This is a genomic window from Thiomicrorhabdus sp. Milos-T2 (assembly GCF_000702325.1).
Lineage (GTDB): Bacteria > Pseudomonadota > Gammaproteobacteria > Thiomicrospirales > Thiomicrospiraceae > Thiomicrorhabdus.
On sequence record NZ_KL370891.1, the window covers coordinates 1,887,234 to 1,906,547 of the forward strand.

16 protein-coding genes are annotated in these 19,314 nt (G+C 38.5%); 12 read left to right on the top strand and 4 right to left on the bottom strand.

Annotated features, from left to right (window positions below):
- Window positions 1-2: 2 nt before the first annotated feature.
- The 3 genes from BS34_RS0108590 to BS34_RS0108600 all read right to left on the bottom strand — a co-directional run bounded on the left by BS34_RS0108590 (window position 3) and on the right by BS34_RS0108600 (window position 3,558).
- Entirely contained in the window at window positions 3-1,112 is a 1,110-nt protein-coding gene (locus BS34_RS0108590; protein WP_029408114.1) for an efflux RND transporter periplasmic adaptor subunit, read from the bottom strand.
- Between the two features lie 69 nt (window positions 1,113-1,181).
- Window positions 1,182-2,585 carry a TolC family protein gene (locus BS34_RS0108595; RefSeq protein WP_029408115.1) on the bottom strand — a complete coding sequence of 468 codons (1,404 nt, stop codon included), beginning with the start codon at window positions 2,583-2,585 and terminating at the stop codon, window positions 1,182-1,184.
- Window positions 2,586-2,874: 289 nt separating this feature from the next.
- Window positions 2,875-3,558, bottom strand: a complete 684-nt coding sequence (locus BS34_RS0108600) for an alpha/beta hydrolase (protein WP_029408116.1) — start codon at window positions 3,556-3,558, stop codon at window positions 2,875-2,877.
- Between the two features lie 114 nt (window positions 3,559-3,672).
- Between BS34_RS0108600 and BS34_RS0108605 the strand changes: the two genes are divergently transcribed.
- From BS34_RS0108605 to BS34_RS0108620, 4 genes are all read left to right on the top strand, one after another.
- On the top strand, window positions 3,673-4,875 hold the full coding sequence (locus tag BS34_RS0108605; RefSeq protein ID WP_233993177.1) for a 4-phosphoerythronate dehydrogenase: 1,203 nt from the start codon (window positions 3,673-3,675) through the stop codon (window positions 4,873-4,875).
- Between the two features lie 164 nt (window positions 4,876-5,039).
- A complete protein-coding gene (locus BS34_RS0108610) occupies window positions 5,040-5,612 on the top strand; it encodes a DUF302 domain-containing protein (RefSeq protein WP_029408118.1) in 573 nt (190 codons plus the stop codon).
- Between the two features lie 743 nt (window positions 5,613-6,355).
- Window positions 6,356-7,558, top strand: coding sequence for an OmpP1/FadL family transporter (locus BS34_RS0108615; protein WP_029408119.1), 1,203 nt, complete (start codon window positions 6,356-6,358; stop codon window positions 7,556-7,558).
- A 242-nt stretch (window positions 7,559-7,800) separates the two neighbouring features.
- A complete protein-coding gene (locus BS34_RS0108620; protein ID WP_029408120.1) occupies window positions 7,801-8,649 on the top strand; it encodes an NAD-dependent epimerase/dehydratase family protein in 849 nt (282 codons plus the stop codon).
- A gap of 222 nt (window positions 8,650-8,871) precedes the next feature.
- Here the strand turns inward: BS34_RS0108620 and BS34_RS0108625 are convergent, their stop codons facing one another.
- Entirely contained in the window at window positions 8,872-9,345 is a 474-nt protein-coding gene (locus BS34_RS0108625) for an FxsA family protein (RefSeq protein WP_029408121.1), read from the bottom strand.
- Between the two features lie 426 nt (window positions 9,346-9,771).
- On the opposite strand from BS34_RS0108625, the gene dsbD reads away from it, so the two are divergent.
- From dsbD to purH, 8 genes are all read left to right on the top strand, one after another.
- Window positions 9,772-12,138 carry a protein-disulfide reductase DsbD gene (dsbD, locus tag BS34_RS0108630; protein WP_029408122.1) on the top strand — a complete coding sequence of 789 codons (2,367 nt, stop codon included), beginning with the start codon at window positions 9,772-9,774 and terminating at the stop codon, window positions 12,136-12,138.
- Window positions 12,139-12,535: 397 nt separating this feature from the next.
- The gene (gene aroQ, locus BS34_RS0108635; RefSeq protein ID WP_029408123.1) at window positions 12,536-12,976 is read left to right on the top strand and encodes a type II 3-dehydroquinate dehydratase; all 441 of its coding nucleotides are present in this window, start codon (window positions 12,536-12,538) and stop codon (window positions 12,974-12,976) included.
- 114 nt (window positions 12,977-13,090) lie between these two features.
- Complete coding sequence (gene accB / locus BS34_RS0108640; RefSeq protein ID WP_029408124.1) at window positions 13,091-13,555, top strand: acetyl-CoA carboxylase biotin carboxyl carrier protein; 465 nt, start codon at window positions 13,091-13,093, stop codon at window positions 13,553-13,555.
- A gap of 10 nt (window positions 13,556-13,565) precedes the next feature.
- Window positions 13,566-14,915, top strand: a complete 1,350-nt coding sequence (gene accC / locus BS34_RS0108645) for an acetyl-CoA carboxylase biotin carboxylase subunit (RefSeq protein ID WP_029408125.1) — start codon at window positions 13,566-13,568, stop codon at window positions 14,913-14,915.
- A 231-nt stretch (window positions 14,916-15,146) separates the two neighbouring features.
- Entirely contained in the window at window positions 15,147-16,025 is an 879-nt protein-coding gene (gene prmA, locus BS34_RS0108650) for a 50S ribosomal protein L11 methyltransferase (protein WP_029408126.1), read from the top strand.
- 153 nt (window positions 16,026-16,178) lie between these two features.
- Window positions 16,179-17,156, top strand: coding sequence for a tRNA dihydrouridine synthase DusB (dusB, locus tag BS34_RS0108655; protein WP_029408127.1), 978 nt, complete (start codon window positions 16,179-16,181; stop codon window positions 17,154-17,156).
- 110 nt (window positions 17,157-17,266) lie between these two features.
- Window positions 17,267-17,533: a helix-turn-helix domain-containing protein gene (locus BS34_RS0108660; RefSeq protein ID WP_029408128.1), complete on the top strand. Its 267-nt coding sequence runs from the start codon at window positions 17,267-17,269 to the stop codon at window positions 17,531-17,533.
- A gap of 68 nt (window positions 17,534-17,601) precedes the next feature.
- Window positions 17,602-19,164, top strand: coding sequence for a bifunctional phosphoribosylaminoimidazolecarboxamide formyltransferase/IMP cyclohydrolase (gene purH, locus BS34_RS0108665; RefSeq protein WP_029408129.1), 1,563 nt, complete (start codon window positions 17,602-17,604; stop codon window positions 19,162-19,164).
- The last annotated feature ends 150 nt before the right edge of the window (window positions 19,165-19,314 follow it).

The window sequence follows — 19,314 nt, forward strand, 5'->3', positions numbered from 1 at the left end:
CATTAAGCTCCTTTGGCTGCATTCACAGGTTCAGCAGATTGAGGCGTTTCTACCACGTCACCATTAAGCATGTCTTGGTTATTACTAATCACAATCTGCTCACCTAAAGCTAAGCCAGATTGCACTTCAACCATGCCATCCATTGATGCACCTGTGCGAACCATATGGAAAAAGGCATGACCATTTTCAACAACAAAAACCCCTTCAATTCCAGCGCGATTGATAATTGCTGATTCAGGCAACATCATTGTTTGGCGTTCACCACGCTTAAAAATCACTCTGGCAAAAGTCCCACTATTGACATCATTGACATTCGGTAAACTTAACTTAACAGTGTGTGTACGAGTTTTTGGATCTGCTGCACTCACTAAAGTGTAAATAGTGCCTACAAAAGGTTTTTTAATTCCATCAATAATGATTTTAGCTGTATCGCCATTTCTAAGAACGGCATATAAATCTTCTGAGACCTGAGTTTGAACACTTAAAGACTTTAGATTCTCCATAACAACCACTGGGTTACCTGGAGCCGCTAATGAACCTGCAACCGCCATCTTTTGCACAATAACACCATCAAAAGGCGCTTTTACATTGGCATAATTTAGTTGAGCCTTAGCTTGTTGCAAGCCTGATCTAGCTGAAGCTAAGTTTTCTTGAGCAACGCTGTATTGTAATTTAATTTTGTCATATTGCTGTTTTGAAACCGAATCTTCTTTATAAAGTTTCGTAAAACGTTTGTAATCTAATCTGGCATCTTTTAAGGCCGCTAAAGCTTGTTGATATCCTGCATTTGCCTGCGAAATTTTACTCTTAATATCACCTGAATCAATCGAGAACAACAAGTCACCACTTTTAACCTCTTGACCAACTTTTACATCAAGATTTTTGATATACCCCATTAAACGCGAAGCTATCTGTGCTTTTTGGTCTGGCACAACCGCACCAGGAACAACCGACGTCAACGGCACCGCGCCTAATGCAACCGTTACCACATCTGCCTGCACTGTCTTAGCCGAAGCTTGTTGTACCTGCTCTTCATTTTCCTGGTCACAACCACTTAAACCAAAGGTTACTGCCAGCAATGACATTCCAATTACTTTAGAGATTTGTTTCATTTTGAACCTCAATACTTGATCTATTTGCAAATTTTAGTTACACGTTAAATAATCTTCTTAAAAAGTCGATTAAATACGCTGAATATCCATACGACCAGTTAATAAAAGCAATTTTGCTTTTAGTACATTTACGTCATAACGTGCAGATACCAAATCAGCACGCGCTTTATCTAGCTGTGTTTCACCCGCCAAAACTTCCGTAATGGTAGAAACCCCATTTTTATAACGCTTCATTATTAATTTTTGCGCTTCACCCGCTTGCTGTACCGCTAAAACACTAGAACCCACTTGTTTAGTAGCAATTTGCAACTTCGTCCAGGTTGATAACACATCTAAACGTAATTTATTTTCTTGCGATTTAACCGCCGATTTTTTTTGTGCCGCAGATGCCTTAGCCATATCTACACTGCTACTCGTTACACCAAAATCTGTAATTTTCCAAGACACAACCCCTGCGATAGTGTAAGAACCATTATTTAATGCTAAAGACTCATCATTCCAATCTTGTCTTAACATCACATTAAAACTTGGATAATAAGCGGCTTCCGCCGCTTTAATTGCAAATGCTGTTGACGTGGCTTCATCACGCTTAGCCGCTAACTGATAGTTGTTATTTAATGCCAGTGACATCAACTCTTCTGCATTATCCACAGGCAGTTCTAAATCAACACGATTCGCCACATCGACATCTGCAGAGGCATCTACACTCATTAACATTTTTAAGGTATTTATTGCAATCTGCTCTTGACCTTGCGCTTTTAATAAAGCTACCTCAGCAGAAGACTGATTTACTTTGGCACTTAAAAATTCAGAACGTACTACCACCCCTTGTTCAACTAAGTTATGGGTTGTTTTTACATAGGAATCTGCCGTTTCTTTAGCCTGTTTTGCAACCGTAATATAAGAACGGGCAGCATGAACAGCTTCATAGGCTTGATAAACATTAAAGGTCAAAAACTGCTGAACAGCCAAATCGCCTTTTTGAGCCGCTTCAATCATAGATTGTGCCTGATCTTCATAGCTACCAATTTTGCCACCATTCCAAACAGGAACTAATATCTCTATACGTGTATCAAAATCTGTATGGGCATCAGGGTGGTTTAGCTTATCTGGCTGGTAGCTATAATCACCAGAACCGAAAGCACTCGAAGTTGCGCTATCAAATCCAAAATCAGATAATGAAGCCTGACGTTGCTGTAACTTCATTCCAAATACATTCAAAGCATTATCAGAATTACTGCCTGTAACAGAAAGTGTAACTTGGGGTAAACGGCTAGATTCTGCTTTTGAGAGCGCCCCTTGAGCCTGTTTAATTCTTGCATCACTCACGGACATTTCTGGATTTTCTAACAAAGCAGCATTTACGCAAGCTTTAAAATCCATTTTTTCTGCATAAGCAGATAATGGTAAAGAAGCTGACAATGCCAGCATCAAGACCGTTAACTTATTTTTAACCAATTTACCTTGTTTCATTTTCTCTCCAGCCACTTGAATCTAACTTATCGCAAGGGGATTTTCAAAAACCAAAAAAGGATGGTAAACCATCCTTTTTTATTAACGTTAAGACCTTTTCACGAATATATGCTCTGAAGCTTAGGTCTCATAAAATAACCATAGCGATTATTAACTCATAACTCAAGCTTATTAACATATAAGCATTTTATAATATGTTCGGTATTATAAGGATTTAGAGCATATAAGCAAATTCTTATATTCCCTATTTTTTTATCGAAATAGATTTTTTAAAAAACTAAAACCCAAACTAAAACCCTAAATCTACTACATTCCTTAACCAAACCAATTCGCCATGAAAAAAGTGACTTGCTGCCTCTCTCCAATACACATCTGGCTTATTCTTCAAACCCATACTCCAATCTAAGATTTCTTTAGCGGAAACCACTTCATCTTGCCCACCCTGAATAAGCATCCAAGGAACATCAATATCATCTATTTTTGAAAAATCATACAAACCCACGGGAGGTGCTACAGTACAAATGGCTTGTGGCTGACAAGAAAAAAGTTCTTTCCAAGACATATAAGACTTGAGCGAAACATAACTACCAAACGAAAAACCCGCTAAAACCAAATACTCACTATTAAAGGTGTCTTTAGCCCAATTAAAAACAGCGGCTAAATCTTGTTGTTCTCCCACACCACTATCATATTCACCTTCACTCAGTCCTACCCCTCTAAAGTTGTATGCAATGGTTACATATCCTCGCTTTGCAAAAGCTCTTTCTAAAGTGGTAACGACTTTATTATCCATTGTTCCGCCGTAAAGAGGGTGCGGATGACTAATTACAACCACTTTAACCACTTCCGCCTTAGCCACTTCACCTAATTTACCCAAGTCTCCCTCTTCAACGGCATCCACTTGAGGCTTGACTCTTACTTCAAGGTTACCTGCTGGGCCATTAATCAATGTTGTTTTATTTCTTTTATTCAAAACTAAACTCTTTATTATTTGCGAGAACTGAAAACTTACAGCCGATTCACCTGATTTCGTGGCAAAATACATGAGAGCTTTGCAGGTGATGATTTCACTAGATGATTGCACGAGATGATTTTACAAAATTTAGTGCAAAGCTCTCTTTATCTTTTAATCAAACAGATGACTATTATGACACTTCCTTCAAAAACCATTGTTATTGACGATGCCGTACCCTATGCAGAGGCTATTTTTTCACATCTTGGAAAAGTTATCACCCTACCCGGCAAATCTATTGATGCAAACACGGTCAAAAATGCAGACGCTTTAATCGTAAGATCACGAACCCAAGTAAATCAAGAGTTACTACAAAACAGTAAAATCAAATTTGTAGGAAGCACCGTGGTTGGGTTAGACCACATAGATCAAGAATACTTAAAAAACCAAAATATTGAGTTTTACTCTGCACAGGGTTGCAATGCAAACTCCGTTGCAGAATATATCATTACCGCTTTATATGAGCTAGCCGAGACCTTTAACTTTACATTAACGGATAAAACCTTGGGTATTATTGGAGTGGGCAATGTTGGTCAAAAGGTTTATAACAAAGCGAAGCAGCTTGGAATGACCTGTTTATTAAATGACCCTCCAAAAGTAGAACAACTACCAGGCCTGGTAGATAGTGATAATTATGTAGACCTTGATACTTGTTTAACGGCAGATATTATTACCGTACACACGCCTCTAACAAAAACAGGCAAACACCCATCATATGACTTAATCTCAGCTGAAAAGCTCGCCAAAATCAGCCCTAACCAAATCATTATTAATGCTGCTCGCGGTGGTGTTATCAATGAAAAAGCCTGGATAAACACACCGACTCTAGCCAATATTATTGACTGCTGGGAAAACGAACCTAATATTAATGAACAACTTTATAAAACAGCATTCCTAGCCACACCTCATGTAGCAGGGCATTCTTTAGATGCAAAAGTCGCTGGGAGCACAATGGTATACCATCAACTTTGCAACTATTGGAGCACTCAACCACAAACCGGTTGGCAGAACAAACTACCTGAAAATCCAGAGCTAATTTCAATCACACAAGTTGACCCAATTCAAACCGCCATACATCAAATACTTAATAAATCCCATGATATTAAGAATGATGACAGAGCAATACGCTCCCAAAATATCTCAGAGGTTCACAAAAAGTATGAAGATTATCGAAGAAATTTTCCGATTTACAGAGAATTTAATAGGCATAAAGTCGCATCAACCAACAATAAAAAACTAAACAACTTACTGAATTTACTAGGATTTAATCTTATTTAGGCAAATACATATTAGAGTATTAGCAACTCTTAATAAAATTAAGTTATAAAACCTATAAAAATTTTAGTTTTCTTTTTAATGCATTAATAAGTAATCTAAGCTCTGAAAATTAGAGACGTAATGTTTACCCTCATATAAAAATCCAATTTCAACGGAGAACATGAATGAAATTAACTAACTTATTTAAAGCAGCCATCTTAGCTGTAACCGTAACAACTTTATCAGGTTGTGGAACTATGAATGCAATCGGCAACCTAAATGATGGCGCTGGCGATACTTTCATGGAAATCTGGGACAAATGGGTAGATGCAGAAGGTGATATAGCTGATGCAACTATGTGGGAAGTAACTGTTGATGAAGGTGTAGAACTAGAAGACGTTATTGACGCTATCAATGGTGTAGGTATTGCAAACAACATTAAAAACGTTGGTGAGTTACCTCTTTCTGAAGAACTAAAAGCTCGTGGTGTTGAATCTGGTGTTATTCACGTAATGTCTTTCTGTAACCCTGATACAGCACGTAAAATGATTGACTTCTCTCCTGCAATGGGCGGCTTCCTACCTTGTCGTGTAAATATCATTGAAGAACCTGATGGTCGTCTACATATTTATACAATGAACATGGATATGGCAATTAAAATGGGTAAAAAAATGCCTCCAGAACTTTACGAAGCAACCATGCAAGTTCGTAACACTATGTGGGAAATGCTTCAAAAAGGTAAATCAGGGGAATTCTAAGCCCAACCTTTACTAGCTGCTTTATCTCACCCAACAAATGAGTGGGGGATAAAGCAAAAGGCCCGGTTATTAGTTCCCTTTTGACTTATAGAATAACTAGATTTATAAATAACTAGACTTACTTATTACCCAGGCCTTTACATAAGACCGCGAAATACGATGGTATCTCGCGGTTTTTTTTCGCAAAAAATTCCTTTAACAAATCTATCTAAAGCTTCCAAACCAATCTGTAAGTTCGCTATCTCAACCACAAATAATAAAGCTTAGTCCTGCCATCGATAAACAAAAACTCAACTCCCCTCTTAAGCATTAATTAAATTGATACAAATTCCATTAACAATCCAAAGATAAACTTCAAACCAACAACTAATTAATAGACTATTTACCACTCTCAGCTAAACCCATTACAAACCCAATACTTAAAATAAAGCTAAAAAAAGTGTAGTAAATCTGCAACACATAAACATTTACCAACCGACAAAAATTTACAGCCCCCCATAAATACAGTTAATTTACGTAGAAATAGTTTTTTTATCTATTCATTTCAACCAGTTATAAGCCATAAAAAATTTTATACCGCCATACATAAACATACCATTAAATACTTATATAAATTTAATGAAGACTTAAATTTTTTTAATTACCAATATGTATTTAATTACTGCATAGTAGCACTCGAAACAGATAACCAGGCCTGGTAAAACCAAACCTGATTAACAAAAAACAACAACAAGAGAATAAAAATGAAAAAAACTAAATTAGCTCTAGCAATTGCATCAGCAGCAATGATTTCAACACCGGTTTTAGCAACCAATGGTGATAACCTAATCGGTCTAGGTGCTCAAGCACGTGCTTTAGGTGGTACAGGTACTGCAGCATTTTACGGTTCAGAGAACGCACTAACAAACCCTGCTTTATTAGGGAAATCTACTGGTTCTGAATTTACCATTGGTGGTACAGTATTTATGCCGAATGTTGAAGCTTCTACTGATGTTGCAGCTCCTGGTACAACTAAAACTTCTAAGAGCGACAATGACCTTAACATTATCCCAGAAGTATCAATGTCAACTCGCATCAACGATAACTGGACATTTGGTTTAGGCATGTTTGGTTCTGCGGGTATGGGTGTTGATTACCGTGATGAATCAGCTTTATTTAAAGGTTACAGCAATCTACAGCTGCTGAAATTTGCTCCATCTTTAGCTTACAATGAAGATAATTTTGGTATTGGATTCGCACCTGTGATTCAATATGGTGCATTAGATATCAATTATGACTTTGGTGGAACTGTTGGAAACGGCATGTCTACAGACCTTGGTTATGGGTATAATTTAGGTGCTTATTTTGATGTATCCAAAAATTTCACAATTGGTGCTTCTTATGAATCAGCAATTTCAATGGAATATAAAGATCAGATTTCAACTGCCGCTGCTGGCTTCAATACGGGGTTAGGCCTAGCATTAAACCTAGGTGATAAACTAGAGCAACCAGCAACAATTAAAATTGGTGCCGCATATACAACGGGGAACATTATGTTAACTGCGGATGCTAAACAAATAAAATGGGGCGATGCCGAAGGTTATAAAGATTTTAACTGGAAAGACCAAAATGTCTTAGCTTTAGGAGCCAAATACTCTGGTAACGATTATTGGATAGGAGCTGGTTATAACTTTGGTTCTGATCCAATAGATAAATTAAGCGATACCACTAGAGAAAATCAAGCAATTAACCTACTTAACAACCATTTCTTTCCGGGTATAGTTGAAAGCCATGTTTCTTTAGGTGGAGGATATTCTTTAAGTAAAAATACAATGATCGAAGGTTCAGTTGTTTATGCTCCTGAAGTAACTAAAACGATTGATACAACACTTCTTACTGGAGCAAGTTCACATACAGTTAAACACTCACAAATGGGTTACACTGTTAGCTTAAAAATGAACTTCTAATTCTTAACTGAAATTAGTTCAAGCTAAATAGCCGTACTAGATTTATCTAGTGCGGCTTTTTTATTACTTAATATTTTTAACACCCCCATCAGATTTTTAAAACAACCCACCAGGTCTGGTAACTTTCAAGCATCAGCTCTTGTCATATTTTTTTAATCAAATTTCCGCCTTCAAACATTGTGTTTCTGCTAGTTAATGAATACTATTGACTCAACCAATCTACGTTTTAAGGAAAAGTTTTTATGGCGAATGTTTTAATTGCAGGTTGTGGCGACATTGGTTGTCAGTTAGGTTCTTTATTAGTTCAACAAAACCATACTATTTACGGAATTAGACGCAATGTTGAAGACATTCCGGATTCAATCTCTCCTATTCAAGCCGATTTAGCTTTAAAACTGCCTGAAATACCTTCTGATATTGATTATGTTTTTTATATTGCCTCCGCTGGAAAGTACAAGGATTCGGCTTATTACCAAGCCTATGTTTTAGGTGTGCAACATACCTTAGAAGCCATGCAAAACAAAAACATAAAACGACTCTTTTTTATCTCAAGTAGTTCAGTATTTGGTCAAAGTGACGGTGAAAAAGTCGATGAAACAAGCCCGACTTCAGATGCCAATTTTTCTACCAAACGATTATTAGAGGGGGAAGCCTTAATTAATGAAAGCAAAATACCATCAACGGTGATCCGCTTTGGGGGAATTTATGGCCCTGGCAGAACTCATTTAATTGATTTAGTTCAATCTGGTAAAGCTCACTGTATGGAAGATGTTTGGAGCAACCGAATACACTCTGCCGATTGTGCTGGAATGCTTGCGCATTTAATGAATTACGATATTAAAAATCCTGAAAAAGTGGAATCACTTTACGTAGGAGTCGACAATCAACCTACCTCTTCATGTGAAGTTTATGACTGGCTTGCCGAACAACTTTGTGTACCCGATGTTGAACACATTGAGCCTAAAGAGTCATCACGCCAAATGCGCAGTAACAAACGACTTTCTAACGCGCGTATTAAATCGACAGGATATGAGTTTATTTACCCAAGCTATCAAGATGGCTACCTTGCATTGTTAGATACTCTCGATTAACTTGCCTCAAAATTTTTATTAAATGGATTCTCAAGCACTTAAAAAACCAACCACTAAGGCACTGAGGCACACGAAATAAAAAATAAATCTAAGCTATTAGAAAAGCATGTGTCATCAATTCTTTAGCAAATAAATCATTATGTCTATATTGATTAATCATTTAATTTAAGTTGGTATTAGACTTCAGAAATCTTCGTGCTTTCATGTCTTAGCGGTTAACTTTTATTTTTCTTTAAACTCACCATCTATCACATCTTTTTTAATCGCTTTAGCTGGCTGCTCTGGCTTTTCAGCCCACTCACCTTCATAAACGGATTCTTCAGATTGATAACGGTAGCGGCTTGAGGTTTGCATACCTTTTAACGTTTGTTTAATTAAAAATCGACGTATTAATGGGACTAAAAACAGTAAACCGATTGAATCGGTAATTAATCCTGGAAAAAATAAAAATACGCCTCCAAAAAAGATAAATACACCTTCAAGCATACTCCCTTGTGGGGATTTTCCAGCGGCCATTTCTAATTGAGCATTTTGTAAAGTCGCCATGCCTTGACTACGTATTAAAAACACCCCCAGAACAGCCGTAAAAATGGTGAGTAAAATAGTGGGTAAAGCACCAATCACATTGCCAACTTGTATTAAAAAATACAGCTCTATTAACGGTACAACAAATAAAAGCAGGAATAAAATTCTCATTTTAAGGTCTCTATTTATAAGGAATAGTTTGAGTCTAACCTTACAGTCGGTTAAAAACATTGAGGGAGACTTAATCTTCACGATTAAGACACTTAGCACGCTTTATTAAAAGCCATAAAAGATTATAATTGCATAATGACATTTAACTCGCTTAATTTAATGTGAGACCTTTGCACGAGATAGGTGCGAAAGAAAAATGAGGTAAAATTTGCCTGATTGCGGCGGAAAACGCAGGGAATAGCTAGCTATTCGCAAGTTGTCGCCCAGCGGAAGTGCCCTTGGGGTACAACAAAAATCAGGTGAATTTTAACCATTTTTACTCGTGCATATTCTCGTGCAAAGGTCTCAATGTTTAATCGTTAACATCAAATAGCGCTCTGTCTTTTTTAAATAGGTTCAAAAAAGACTTTTTCAAGCATAAGGCACATGAATATTATGATACTAGAAAAAATTAAAGCCCAATTGAATCTCAATATTCAATATAAAAACATTAATTTTAAGAGTTTACTATCTTCAATCTTAATATCATTTTTTATCGCGTTTTCTGCAAATAGCATGGCTTCAGATGAATTGCTTGATGTGGATGATGCCTTTGCTTTGCAACAACCCAATATCAACAATCAAACTATTAATATCAACTGGAAGATTGCTAAAGACTACAAACTCTACAAAGACAAAATGAGTGTCACCGCAACCAATATTACGCTTGCGACTCCTCAGTTCTCAAAATCTGAAACAGTTGATGACATTTTATTTGGTAAGAGCGAAGTATTTCATGACCAAGCGGCGATTACACTGCCCTTTACCGGTAACGCAACAACTACTGTAATTACCATTAAATACCAAGGTTGTGCCGATAAAATTGGCGTTTGCTATCCACCCCAAACGCGTAACTTTACCTTAAATATTCCTGCCGCAACTCAGTCTGCTGCAACAAGCTCTAATAGTAATGAACAAAAATTAGGGTCGTTATCAGCCTTAAACCGATTTTTACAACAAGATAACGAGCAGCCTGAGCTGTTAGATGCAAATGATGCGTTTGCATTTAGTCATGAAATAAAAAATGGACAACTTGAATTAACCTGGGATATTGCTCACGGCTACCATCTTTACAAAGATAAATTCAAAGCAACGGTAATTCAAGGTGATGCAACTTTACAACCTTTAACACTTCCTAAAGCAGAACTCATTGATGATGAATTATTTGGTAAAACACTGGTTTTTCATGGTTTGACATCAGGGACATTACCTATTTCAGCCATTAAGGATAAAGCGACGATTCAAATTGAATACCAAGGGTGTTCGGCTGAATCCGGTGTTTGTTACCCGCCTGTTAAAAAACAAATTGAAATCAACGCTTCCGAAGTTAATGCAACGAATAATGTCCAGGGTAATATCCAGGATAAAACTCAGGATAACAGTGCTGCTAACAGTACTACTGATAGTGCCAACAACTCAACAGACACATCCTCCTCATCTGCAGCAACCAATAAAGAACTCTCAGAAACTGACCAAATTGCTGATACGCTTAAGAACAGTAGCGTATGGATTGTCATTGCCACCTTCTTTATCTTTGGATTATTGCTAGCCTTTACACCTTGCGTATTTCCAATGATTCCCATTTTATCTAGTATTATTGTTGGCCAAGGCGATCAACTGACAACACGTCGCGCTTTTGTCATGTCTCTTGTGTACGTGCTTGCTATGTCAGTCACTTATACCGTTGCAGGAGTGCTTGCTGGTGTCTTTGGTGAAAACCTTCAAGTGGCATTCCAAAACCCTTGGATCATTGGTAGTTTTTCCATTATTTTTATACTATTAGCCTTCTCAATGTTTGGCTTTTATGAGCTACAGCTACCAAGTAGCCTGCAGTCAAAACTAACCAATATTTCAAACAAACAACAAGGCGGTACTTTAACTGGTGTTGCCATTATGGGCTTTTTATCTGCGCTGATTGTTGGCCCATGTGTTGCACCGCCTCTTGCAGGCGCTTTAATTTACATTGGCCAAACAGGTGATGCATTACTTGGCGGTACCGCTCTATTTGCTATGAGCATGGGGATGGGCTTACCTCTTCTACTTCTAGGAACTTCGGCAGGCAAACTTTTACCGAGAGCTGGAGCGTGGATGGATAATGTTAAAGCCGTATTTGGGGTAATGCTAATTGGTATTGCGATCTGGATGGCAGAACGAATTATGCCTGCAGAACTTGCCATGCTAAGTTGGGCTTTACTCTTTATGATGTCAGCGGTTTATCTAGGTGCGTTTGAAAGTACCTCAGAAAAATCAGGTTGGTTAAAACTTGCAAAAGGATTTGGCCTAGCTCTATTCTTCTACGGAACCATGTTATTAATCGGTTTATTAGGTGGAAGCACTCAAATGTTTCAACCTTTAAAAGTGTTTCAAGGTGGTTCTTCAGGCGCTCAAATACAGTCTGAACACTTAAGCTTTAAAACGATTAAATCAATTTCAGATTTAGATGCTGAATTAGCTAAAGGCAAGCCAGTTATGCTCGATTTCTATGCGGATTGGTGTATTAGCTGTAAAGAGATGGAAGCGCAAACCTTTACCGACCAAGGCGTTCACCAAGCTCTTAAAGGCGTAACTTTAATTCAAGCTGATGTCACTGCTAACGATAAAGTAGACAAAGCGTTAATGAAAAAATTCGGAATTATTGGACCGCCTGCCATTCTGTTTTTTGATAAGTCAGGTACCGAACAAAAAGTTCAACGCGTTGTTGGCTTTAAAGAGCCAGAAGCTTTTATTAACAACATCAATAATGCTTTTAAATAAATAAAATCTCTATTGCAGTTACTTCCTCCAAGATTTAACTGCAACTCACTCTATGCAACCCTCTCTAATTGAGACCTTTGCACGAGAGTATGCACGAGTAAAAATGGTTAAAATTCACCTTATTTTTGTTGAAAAACTTGCGAATAGCTAGCTACTCCCTGCACTTTCCGCCGCAATAAGGTAAATTTTTCCTCATTTTTCTTTCGCACCTATCTCGTGCAAAGGTCTCTAATTATAAAACCTCTTTTTTATATATTTTCTAGCACATTCAAAACAGAACGCATCATTTCACGTTAAAAACCTTTTAGTTTTATTGTTATTTACGTAGAGATATCACAACAGTTACGTTATAATTCAGCCATTAAATTACTTGTAAACTCGCTGACAAAGGCAAGCTATGGCAACGATTCTGCTAATTAATGGACCAAACCTCAATATGCTAGGGCGCAGAGAACCTGAAATTTACGGTTCAGAAACCTTAAATGATGTTGTGGAAGGCTTAGTTGAACTCGCGGATGAATATAACGTGCGTCTTTTTGACTTTCAAAGTAATGCAGAACATGAAATTGTTGAACGTATTCATCAAGCAATGGATGATGGAACCAACTACATCATTATTAACCCTGCCGCTTTTACACACACTAGTGTCGCGATACGTGATGCTTTAGCCACCATTAATGTGCCTTTTATTGAAGTTCACTTGTCTAACATTTACAAACGTGAAGCATTTAGAAAACACTCCTATTTTTCTGACATAGCGGAAGGTGTAATAGCTGGATTAGGTACTAAAGGCTACCAACTGGCTTTAGAAGCCGCTGTTGAAAAATTAGAAGATTAAAAAGCTTCTAATTTAAACAAATACAAAGCAAATACAAAACAACCAAATTGTGCAGTAATGCGCTTAACCCAATTTTTAAAAATTGATACCTAAAATAAGAACAGAGGATACAACATGGATATTCGTTCAATTCGTAAACTAATTGAAATTGTAGAGCAATCAGATATTGCTGAAATTGAAATCAAAGAAGGCGAACACAACATTCGTATCTCTCGCAGCAAAGAACAAGTTATGGTTTCTGCGCCCGTTGCAGCGGCACCCGCTCCGGTTGCAGCAGCTCCAGTAGCCGCGCCTGCGGCTGCGGCTGCGGCTCCAGCAGCAGAAGCGACTTCTTCTGAAGCGAATGGTCATAAAGTCACCTCTCCAATGGTCGGAACATTTTACTCGTCACCGTCTCCTGATGCGGGTGCATTTGTAAAAGTTGGCGACAAAGTTTCTGAAGGCGACACCTTATGTATCATTGAAGCAATGAAAATCATGAACCCTATTGAATCTGATAAAACAGGAACAATTAAACAAATTGTTGCCGTAAATGGCGAACCAGTTGAGTTTGGTCAAACACTATTCATCATTGAATAAGGGAAGCAGTATGATTGAAAAAATTCTAATTGCTAACCGTGGAGAAATTGCCCTACGTGTTGTAAGAGCTTGTAAAGAACTAGGGATTAAAACGGTTGCGGTTCATTCAACCGCTGACACTGATTTAAAGCACGTTTTATTAGCCGATGAGTCCGTTTGTATTGGACCTCCAGCTTCAACAAACAGTTATTTAAATATGGCCGCAATCATTTCTGCCGCAGAGGTTACCGATGCAGAAGCGATTCACCCTGGTTATGGTTTCCTATCTGAAAATGCTGACTTTGCAGAACGCGTTGAAGAAAGCGGATTTCATTTTATTGGTCCAAAAGCTGAAACTATCCGAATTATGGGTGACAAGGTTTCTGCTATTCGTGCAATGAAAGCGGCTGGCGTTCCAACCGTTCCTGGCTCAGGTGGTCCTCTTGGTGAAGATGATGCTGAAAACCACCGTATTGCAAAAGAGATTGGTTATCCCATCATCATCAAAGCATCGGGTGGTGGTGGTGGCCGCGGTATGCGAGTCGTGCATACTGAAGCCAGCCTTCTTAAATCAATTCAGTTAACTAAGTCTGAAGCAGGAAGTTTCTTTGGTAACCCTGAAGTTTACATGGAAAAGTTCTTAGAGAACCCTCGCCATGTTGAAATTCAAGTTTTAGCTGATGGACAAGGCAATGCGGTTCACTTAGGTGAACGAGACTGTTCAATGCAACGTCGCCACCAAAAAGTGGTTGAAGAAGCCCCTGCACCGGGCGTAACTGAAGAGCAACGTAATACCATTGGTGCCGCTTGTGTTAACGCTTGTATTGAAATTAACTACCGTGGTGCGGGAACTTTTGAGTTCTTATACGAAAATGGCGAGTTCTATTTCATTGAAATGAACACACGTTTACAAGTTGAGCACTGCGTAACCGAGATGGTAACCGGCATTGACTTGGTTAAAGCTCAAATTGAAGTAGCCGCCGGTATGCCGTTAACGCTTAAACAAGAAGACATTAAACTGACGGGTCATGCCATTGAGTGTCGTGTAAATGCAGAAAACCCATCACGTAACTTTATGCCTTCTCCAGGTAAAATCGATAGATTACACTTACCTGGTGGTTTAGGAGTACGTTGGGATTCGCACATTTACACTGGCTACTCTGTACCACCTCATTATGATTCAATGATTGGTAAGTTAATCTGTTTTGGTAGCTGTCGTAAAACCGCTGTAGCTCGCATGGACAGTGCCCTAAGTGAAATGGTGATTAAAGGTATTGATACCAATATTCGCCTACAACGCGAAATCATGAATGACGGTGGTTTCCAAGATGGTGGACGTAATATTCACTACCTTGAAGAGCGTTTAGAACACTTAGTTTAACCTTCTTCTGTCTTTATTAACCACGAAGACACGAAGGCATGAAGTAAAAGAGAATTAAATTGAGAGCTTTACACCTAACGGCTACAAAGCTCTCGGATTATCTGCTCTCAGAAATAAACTGAATAAACTTACCAGGCCTGGTAAGTTCATTCAGTTTATTATCGGTTTTCTTCGTGCTTTCGTGTCTTCGTGGTTTTTACATTTTATAAATCGCAAATTATTGGAAATTTTATGGCTTGGATTCAAATAAATACCGCCGTTGAGGAAGCATTGGCAGAACCCTTATCCGATGCTTTAATGGAATGTGAAGCCGCTTCAGTTACATTTGAAGATGCAAAAGACCAACCTATTTTTGAACCTGAGATTGGTACAACGCCCATTTGGGGATTAACCAAAGTTATTGGTTTATTTGATGCAGAAATCGACAGCAAAGCAGTTATTGATCGCTTAACCCAAATGATTCCACAAGTGAAAGCTGAACAATACAAGGTTGAGCAACTAGAAGACAAAGATTGGATTCGTGCTTGGATGGATCAATTTAAACCCATGCAATTTGGCGATAGACTTTGGATTGTGCCAAGCTGGTGTGAACCACCACAAGCAGATGCAATCAATTTAATGCTAGACCCTGGAATGGCATTCGGCACGGGTACCCACCCTACTACTTCATTATGCTTAACTTGGCTGGATCAAAATACACCTACAAACCTACAAGTCATAGATTATGGTTGTGGATCAGGTGTTTTAGCGTTAGCCGCTAAACAACTGGGGGCAAATAACGTTAAAGGAACAGATATTGATCCTCAGGCAATTATCGCCAGTAAACAAAATGCTGAACGTAATCATGCTGAAATTGATTTTGCCTTGGTAAAAGACTTTAATTCTGAGCCTGTCGATTTGATTGTTGCCAACATTCTTGCCGGACCACTTAAAGAGCTTTCTCCTGAATTTGACAGACTCCTTAAGCCTGGCGGAACATTAGTGCTCTCTGGTCTATTATCTAACCAAGCAGATGAATTAATTAAGCATTATAAAACCCAAGGAATTGATCTTCATACCCTTCAAACAAAAGAAGAATGGGGACTTTTAGCGGGTACAAAAAATCAATAATGGAAACAACCAGGCCTGGTTGTTTTCATTCTGGCTGTTCTAGACCTGAAGCCACAAGAAATAGACAAAAAATCATTTCAAACCCAACAAAATAACCTTTTTTAAAGATTTCCAATTACATATTACATATTAAATATTACGTATTGCTAATTTATGCTCACAATCGGCCCTTATCAATTTGAACACAATATAGTACTCGCTCCAATGGCCGGTATCACTGACGCTGTATTCAGAGATATTTGCAGACAAAATGGCGCTAGCTATACACTTGCAGAGATGGTTGCCTCAAAAAAGCAGCTTTGGGAATCAAAAAAATCCTCCACTCGTCATGTAAATATAAATGACCCTGAGCCTCGCGCCGTACAATTAATTGGAACTAATCCGCAGGAGTTAGCCGAAGCTGCGGCATGGCAAGTTTCTCAAGGTGCACAAATTATTGATCTTAATATGGGCTGCCCCGCTAAAAAGGTATGTAGTGTGGCTGCAGGTTCTGCATTAATGGGCAATCCAGAAAAGGTTCAAGAAATATTTAATGCGGTCGTTAATGCCGTTTCTGTGCCCGTTACCGTTAAAACCCGCACGGGAACTGACCGCGAAAATAAAAATGCGCTTCAAATTGCTCAAATAGCCGAGTCCGAGGGCTTAAAAGCGATAACTATTCATGGTAGAACACGAGATGATAAGTTTCAAGGTAGTGCTGAATACGACACCATAAAAGCGGTTAAAAACCAGGTAAATATCCCGGTTATTGCAAATGGCGACATTTGCACCCCCGAACAAGCTCATTTTGTATTAAAATACACGACTGCTGACGGCATTATGATAGGAAGAGCATCTCAAGGTTATCCTTGGATATTTCGCGAATTAAATCATTATCTTAAGACAGGAAAACAACACAAACCTCCTAGTCTTTCGGAATATCAACAGACCATGTTGCAGCATACGCTAGGTTTACACGATTTATACGGTGAAACTTTAGGAGTTCGTATCGCCAGAAAACATATTGGCTGGTATACACAGAAACTTCCTAATGGAAACTTGTTACGCAAAGAGTTTAACCAACTTAACTCAGCAATTGAACAAATGGCGTTACTTAAACGATACTTTAGCAACCTGCTAGGAAACGCTTAATTTAATCAAGCGTCTATCAGTAAAACCCGAATCCTTAGAAGTAAAGCAAACAAAACATAACTGACTCTGTGACTAATGACTAATGACTAATGACTAATGACTAATGACTAATGACTAATGCTAAACTCGAAGATAGAAGAAAATCAACATCGTTAAGTGAACAAGTCACGGTAACGTTAAAAACTTACTTTAATACGCTTGAAGATCAGAGTGCGACTGATGTTTATGAAATGGTACTTCAACAAGTCGAAAAACCGCTTATTGAATTTGTATTACAACAGACAGAAAACAACCAAACACACGCTGCTAATATTTTAGGGATTAACCGTAATACCCTTAAAAAGAAAATGCAGAAATATGACTTGGATGCAAGCTAGATTTCTATTAAGAATGCCGCTACCACGTCAAACCCCATTTAATTTTAGTTTTATTTTTGGAGACCTCAATGAAACCAGTTCGTCGCGCTTTAATCAGCGTTTCAGATAAAAGTGGCATTTTAGAATTTGCTGAATCATTAACTGCAATGAATGTTGCAATCCTTTCAACTGGAGGAACCTATAAAGTTCTTTCGGAAGCAGGTTTACCTGTTACAGAAGTGTCTGAATACACTGGTTTCCCAGAAATGATGGACGGTCGTGTGAAAACACTGCATCCAAAAATTCATGGTGGACTTTTAGGTCGTCGTGGTACTGATGATGCCATTATGGCAGAACATGGTATTGATGCGATTGATATGGTAGTGGTTAACCTATACCCATTTGAAGCCACCGTAGCTAATCCTGATTGCAAACTTGAAGATGCCATTGAAAACATCGATATTGGTGGCCCAACAATGTTGCGTTCAGCGGCTAAAAACCATAAAGATGTTGCCGTAGTGACTGACCCAACAGACTATGCTCGTATTTTATTAGAATTGCAAAATAACGATGGACAACTTTGTCACGCAACTCGCTTTGACCTAGCAATTAAAACGTTTGAACAAACGGCACGTTATGACGGTGCAATTTCAAACTACTTCGGAACCATGTTTTCAGAAGAACAAGAAGATAACTTCCCACGCACCTACAATACTCAGTTTGTTAAAAAACAATCTATGCGTTACGGCGAAAACCCGCATCAAAATGCCGCCTTTTATACTGAGCGCAATCCTTCTGAAGCGTCTATTTCAACTGCAACACAAATCCAAGGTAAAGCCCTTTCTTTCAACAACATCGCTGATACCGATGCAGCTTTAGAGCTAGTTAAGACTTTTGAAGAAACGGCTTGTGTAATTGTTAAACACGCAAATCCTTGCGGTGTTTCTATTGGCGCAACCCAATTTGAAGCTTATGACAGAGCATACCAAACTGATCCAACTTCTGCATTTGGAGGTATTATCGCTTTCAATACAGAGCTTGATGAACAAACAGCTAAAGCCATTGTTGAACGTCAGTTTGTTGAAGTGATTATTGCACCAACCGTCTCTGAAGCGGCTAAAAAAGTCGTTGAAGCTAAACAAAATGTTCGCCTACTAGAATGTGGTGAATTAGGTGCTCAACAAGCGGCTTATGATTATAAGCGTGTGACAGGTGGCTTACTGGTTCAAGATCGTGACCTAGGAATGGTTGATACCGCTGACCTTAAAGTTGTCACTAAAAAAGCGCCAACAGCAGAACAAATGAAAGACCTTATGTTTGCTTGGAAAGTGGCTAAGTTTGTTAAATCAAATGCGATTGTCTATGTTAAAGACGGCATGACCATTGGTGTGGGTGCAGGTCAAATGAGCCGTGTTTATTCAGCAAAAATTGCCGGTATCAAAGCCGCCGACGAAAGATTAGAAGTTCCGGGTTCAGTCATGGCTTCAGATGCTTTCTTCCCTTTCCGTGATGGTATTGATGCCGCTGCTGAAGCCGGTATTACTGCAGTCATTCACCCAGGTGGTTCAATGCGTGATCAAGAAGTGATTGATGCCGCAAATGAACACGGAATTGCAATGGTGTTCACAGGAATGAGACATTTTAAGCATTAACTTAGCCTTTCGGAAGGGCTTATTTACTTGATCTCTGCGTTGGATTAAAACTTCCGATGCTCACGTACAAAATGTACGCTGCGCTTCGGCTTTTCAATCCGCCTTGACCTCAAGCAAAACGCTCCTTCCTTTATACACTTTTAGAGACCT

Bases quoted from the DNA above. Each gene is read 5' to 3' on its own strand.
- BS34_RS0108590 (WP_029408114.1), bottom strand. From the start codon at position 1,112: ATGAAACAAATCTCTAAAGTAATTGGAATGTCATTGCTGGCAGTAACC.
- BS34_RS0108595 (WP_029408115.1), bottom strand. From the start codon at position 2,585: ATGAAACAAGGTAAATTGGTTAAAAATAAGTTAACGGTCTTGATGCTG.
- BS34_RS0108605 (WP_233993177.1), top strand. From the start codon at position 3,673: ATGATTTTACAAAATTTAGTGCAAAGCTCTCTTTATCTTTTAATCAAA.
- BS34_RS0108610 (WP_029408118.1), top strand. From the start codon at position 5,040: ATGAAATTAACTAACTTATTTAAAGCAGCCATCTTAGCTGTAACCGTA.
- BS34_RS0108615 (WP_029408119.1), top strand. From the start codon at position 6,356: ATGAAAAAAACTAAATTAGCTCTAGCAATTGCATCAGCAGCAATGATT.
- BS34_RS0108620 (WP_029408120.1), top strand. From the start codon at position 7,801: ATGGCGAATGTTTTAATTGCAGGTTGTGGCGACATTGGTTGTCAGTTA.
- BS34_RS0108625 (WP_029408121.1), bottom strand. From the start codon at position 9,345: ATGAGAATTTTATTCCTGCTTTTATTTGTTGTACCGTTAATAGAGCTG.
- dsbD (WP_029408122.1), top strand. From the start codon at position 9,772: ATGAATATTATGATACTAGAAAAAATTAAAGCCCAATTGAATCTCAAT.
- aroQ (WP_029408123.1), top strand. From the start codon at position 12,536: ATGGCAACGATTCTGCTAATTAATGGACCAAACCTCAATATGCTAGGG.
- accB (WP_029408124.1), top strand. From the start codon at position 13,091: ATGGATATTCGTTCAATTCGTAAACTAATTGAAATTGTAGAGCAATCA.
- accC (WP_029408125.1), top strand. From the start codon at position 13,566: ATGATTGAAAAAATTCTAATTGCTAACCGTGGAGAAATTGCCCTACGT.
- prmA (WP_029408126.1), top strand. From the start codon at position 15,147: ATGGCTTGGATTCAAATAAATACCGCCGTTGAGGAAGCATTGGCAGAA.
- dusB (WP_029408127.1), top strand. From the start codon at position 16,179: ATGCTCACAATCGGCCCTTATCAATTTGAACACAATATAGTACTCGCT.
- BS34_RS0108660 (WP_029408128.1), top strand. From the start codon at position 17,267: ATGACTAATGCTAAACTCGAAGATAGAAGAAAATCAACATCGTTAAGT.
- purH (WP_029408129.1), top strand. From the start codon at position 17,602: ATGAAACCAGTTCGTCGCGCTTTAATCAGCGTTTCAGATAAAAGTGGC.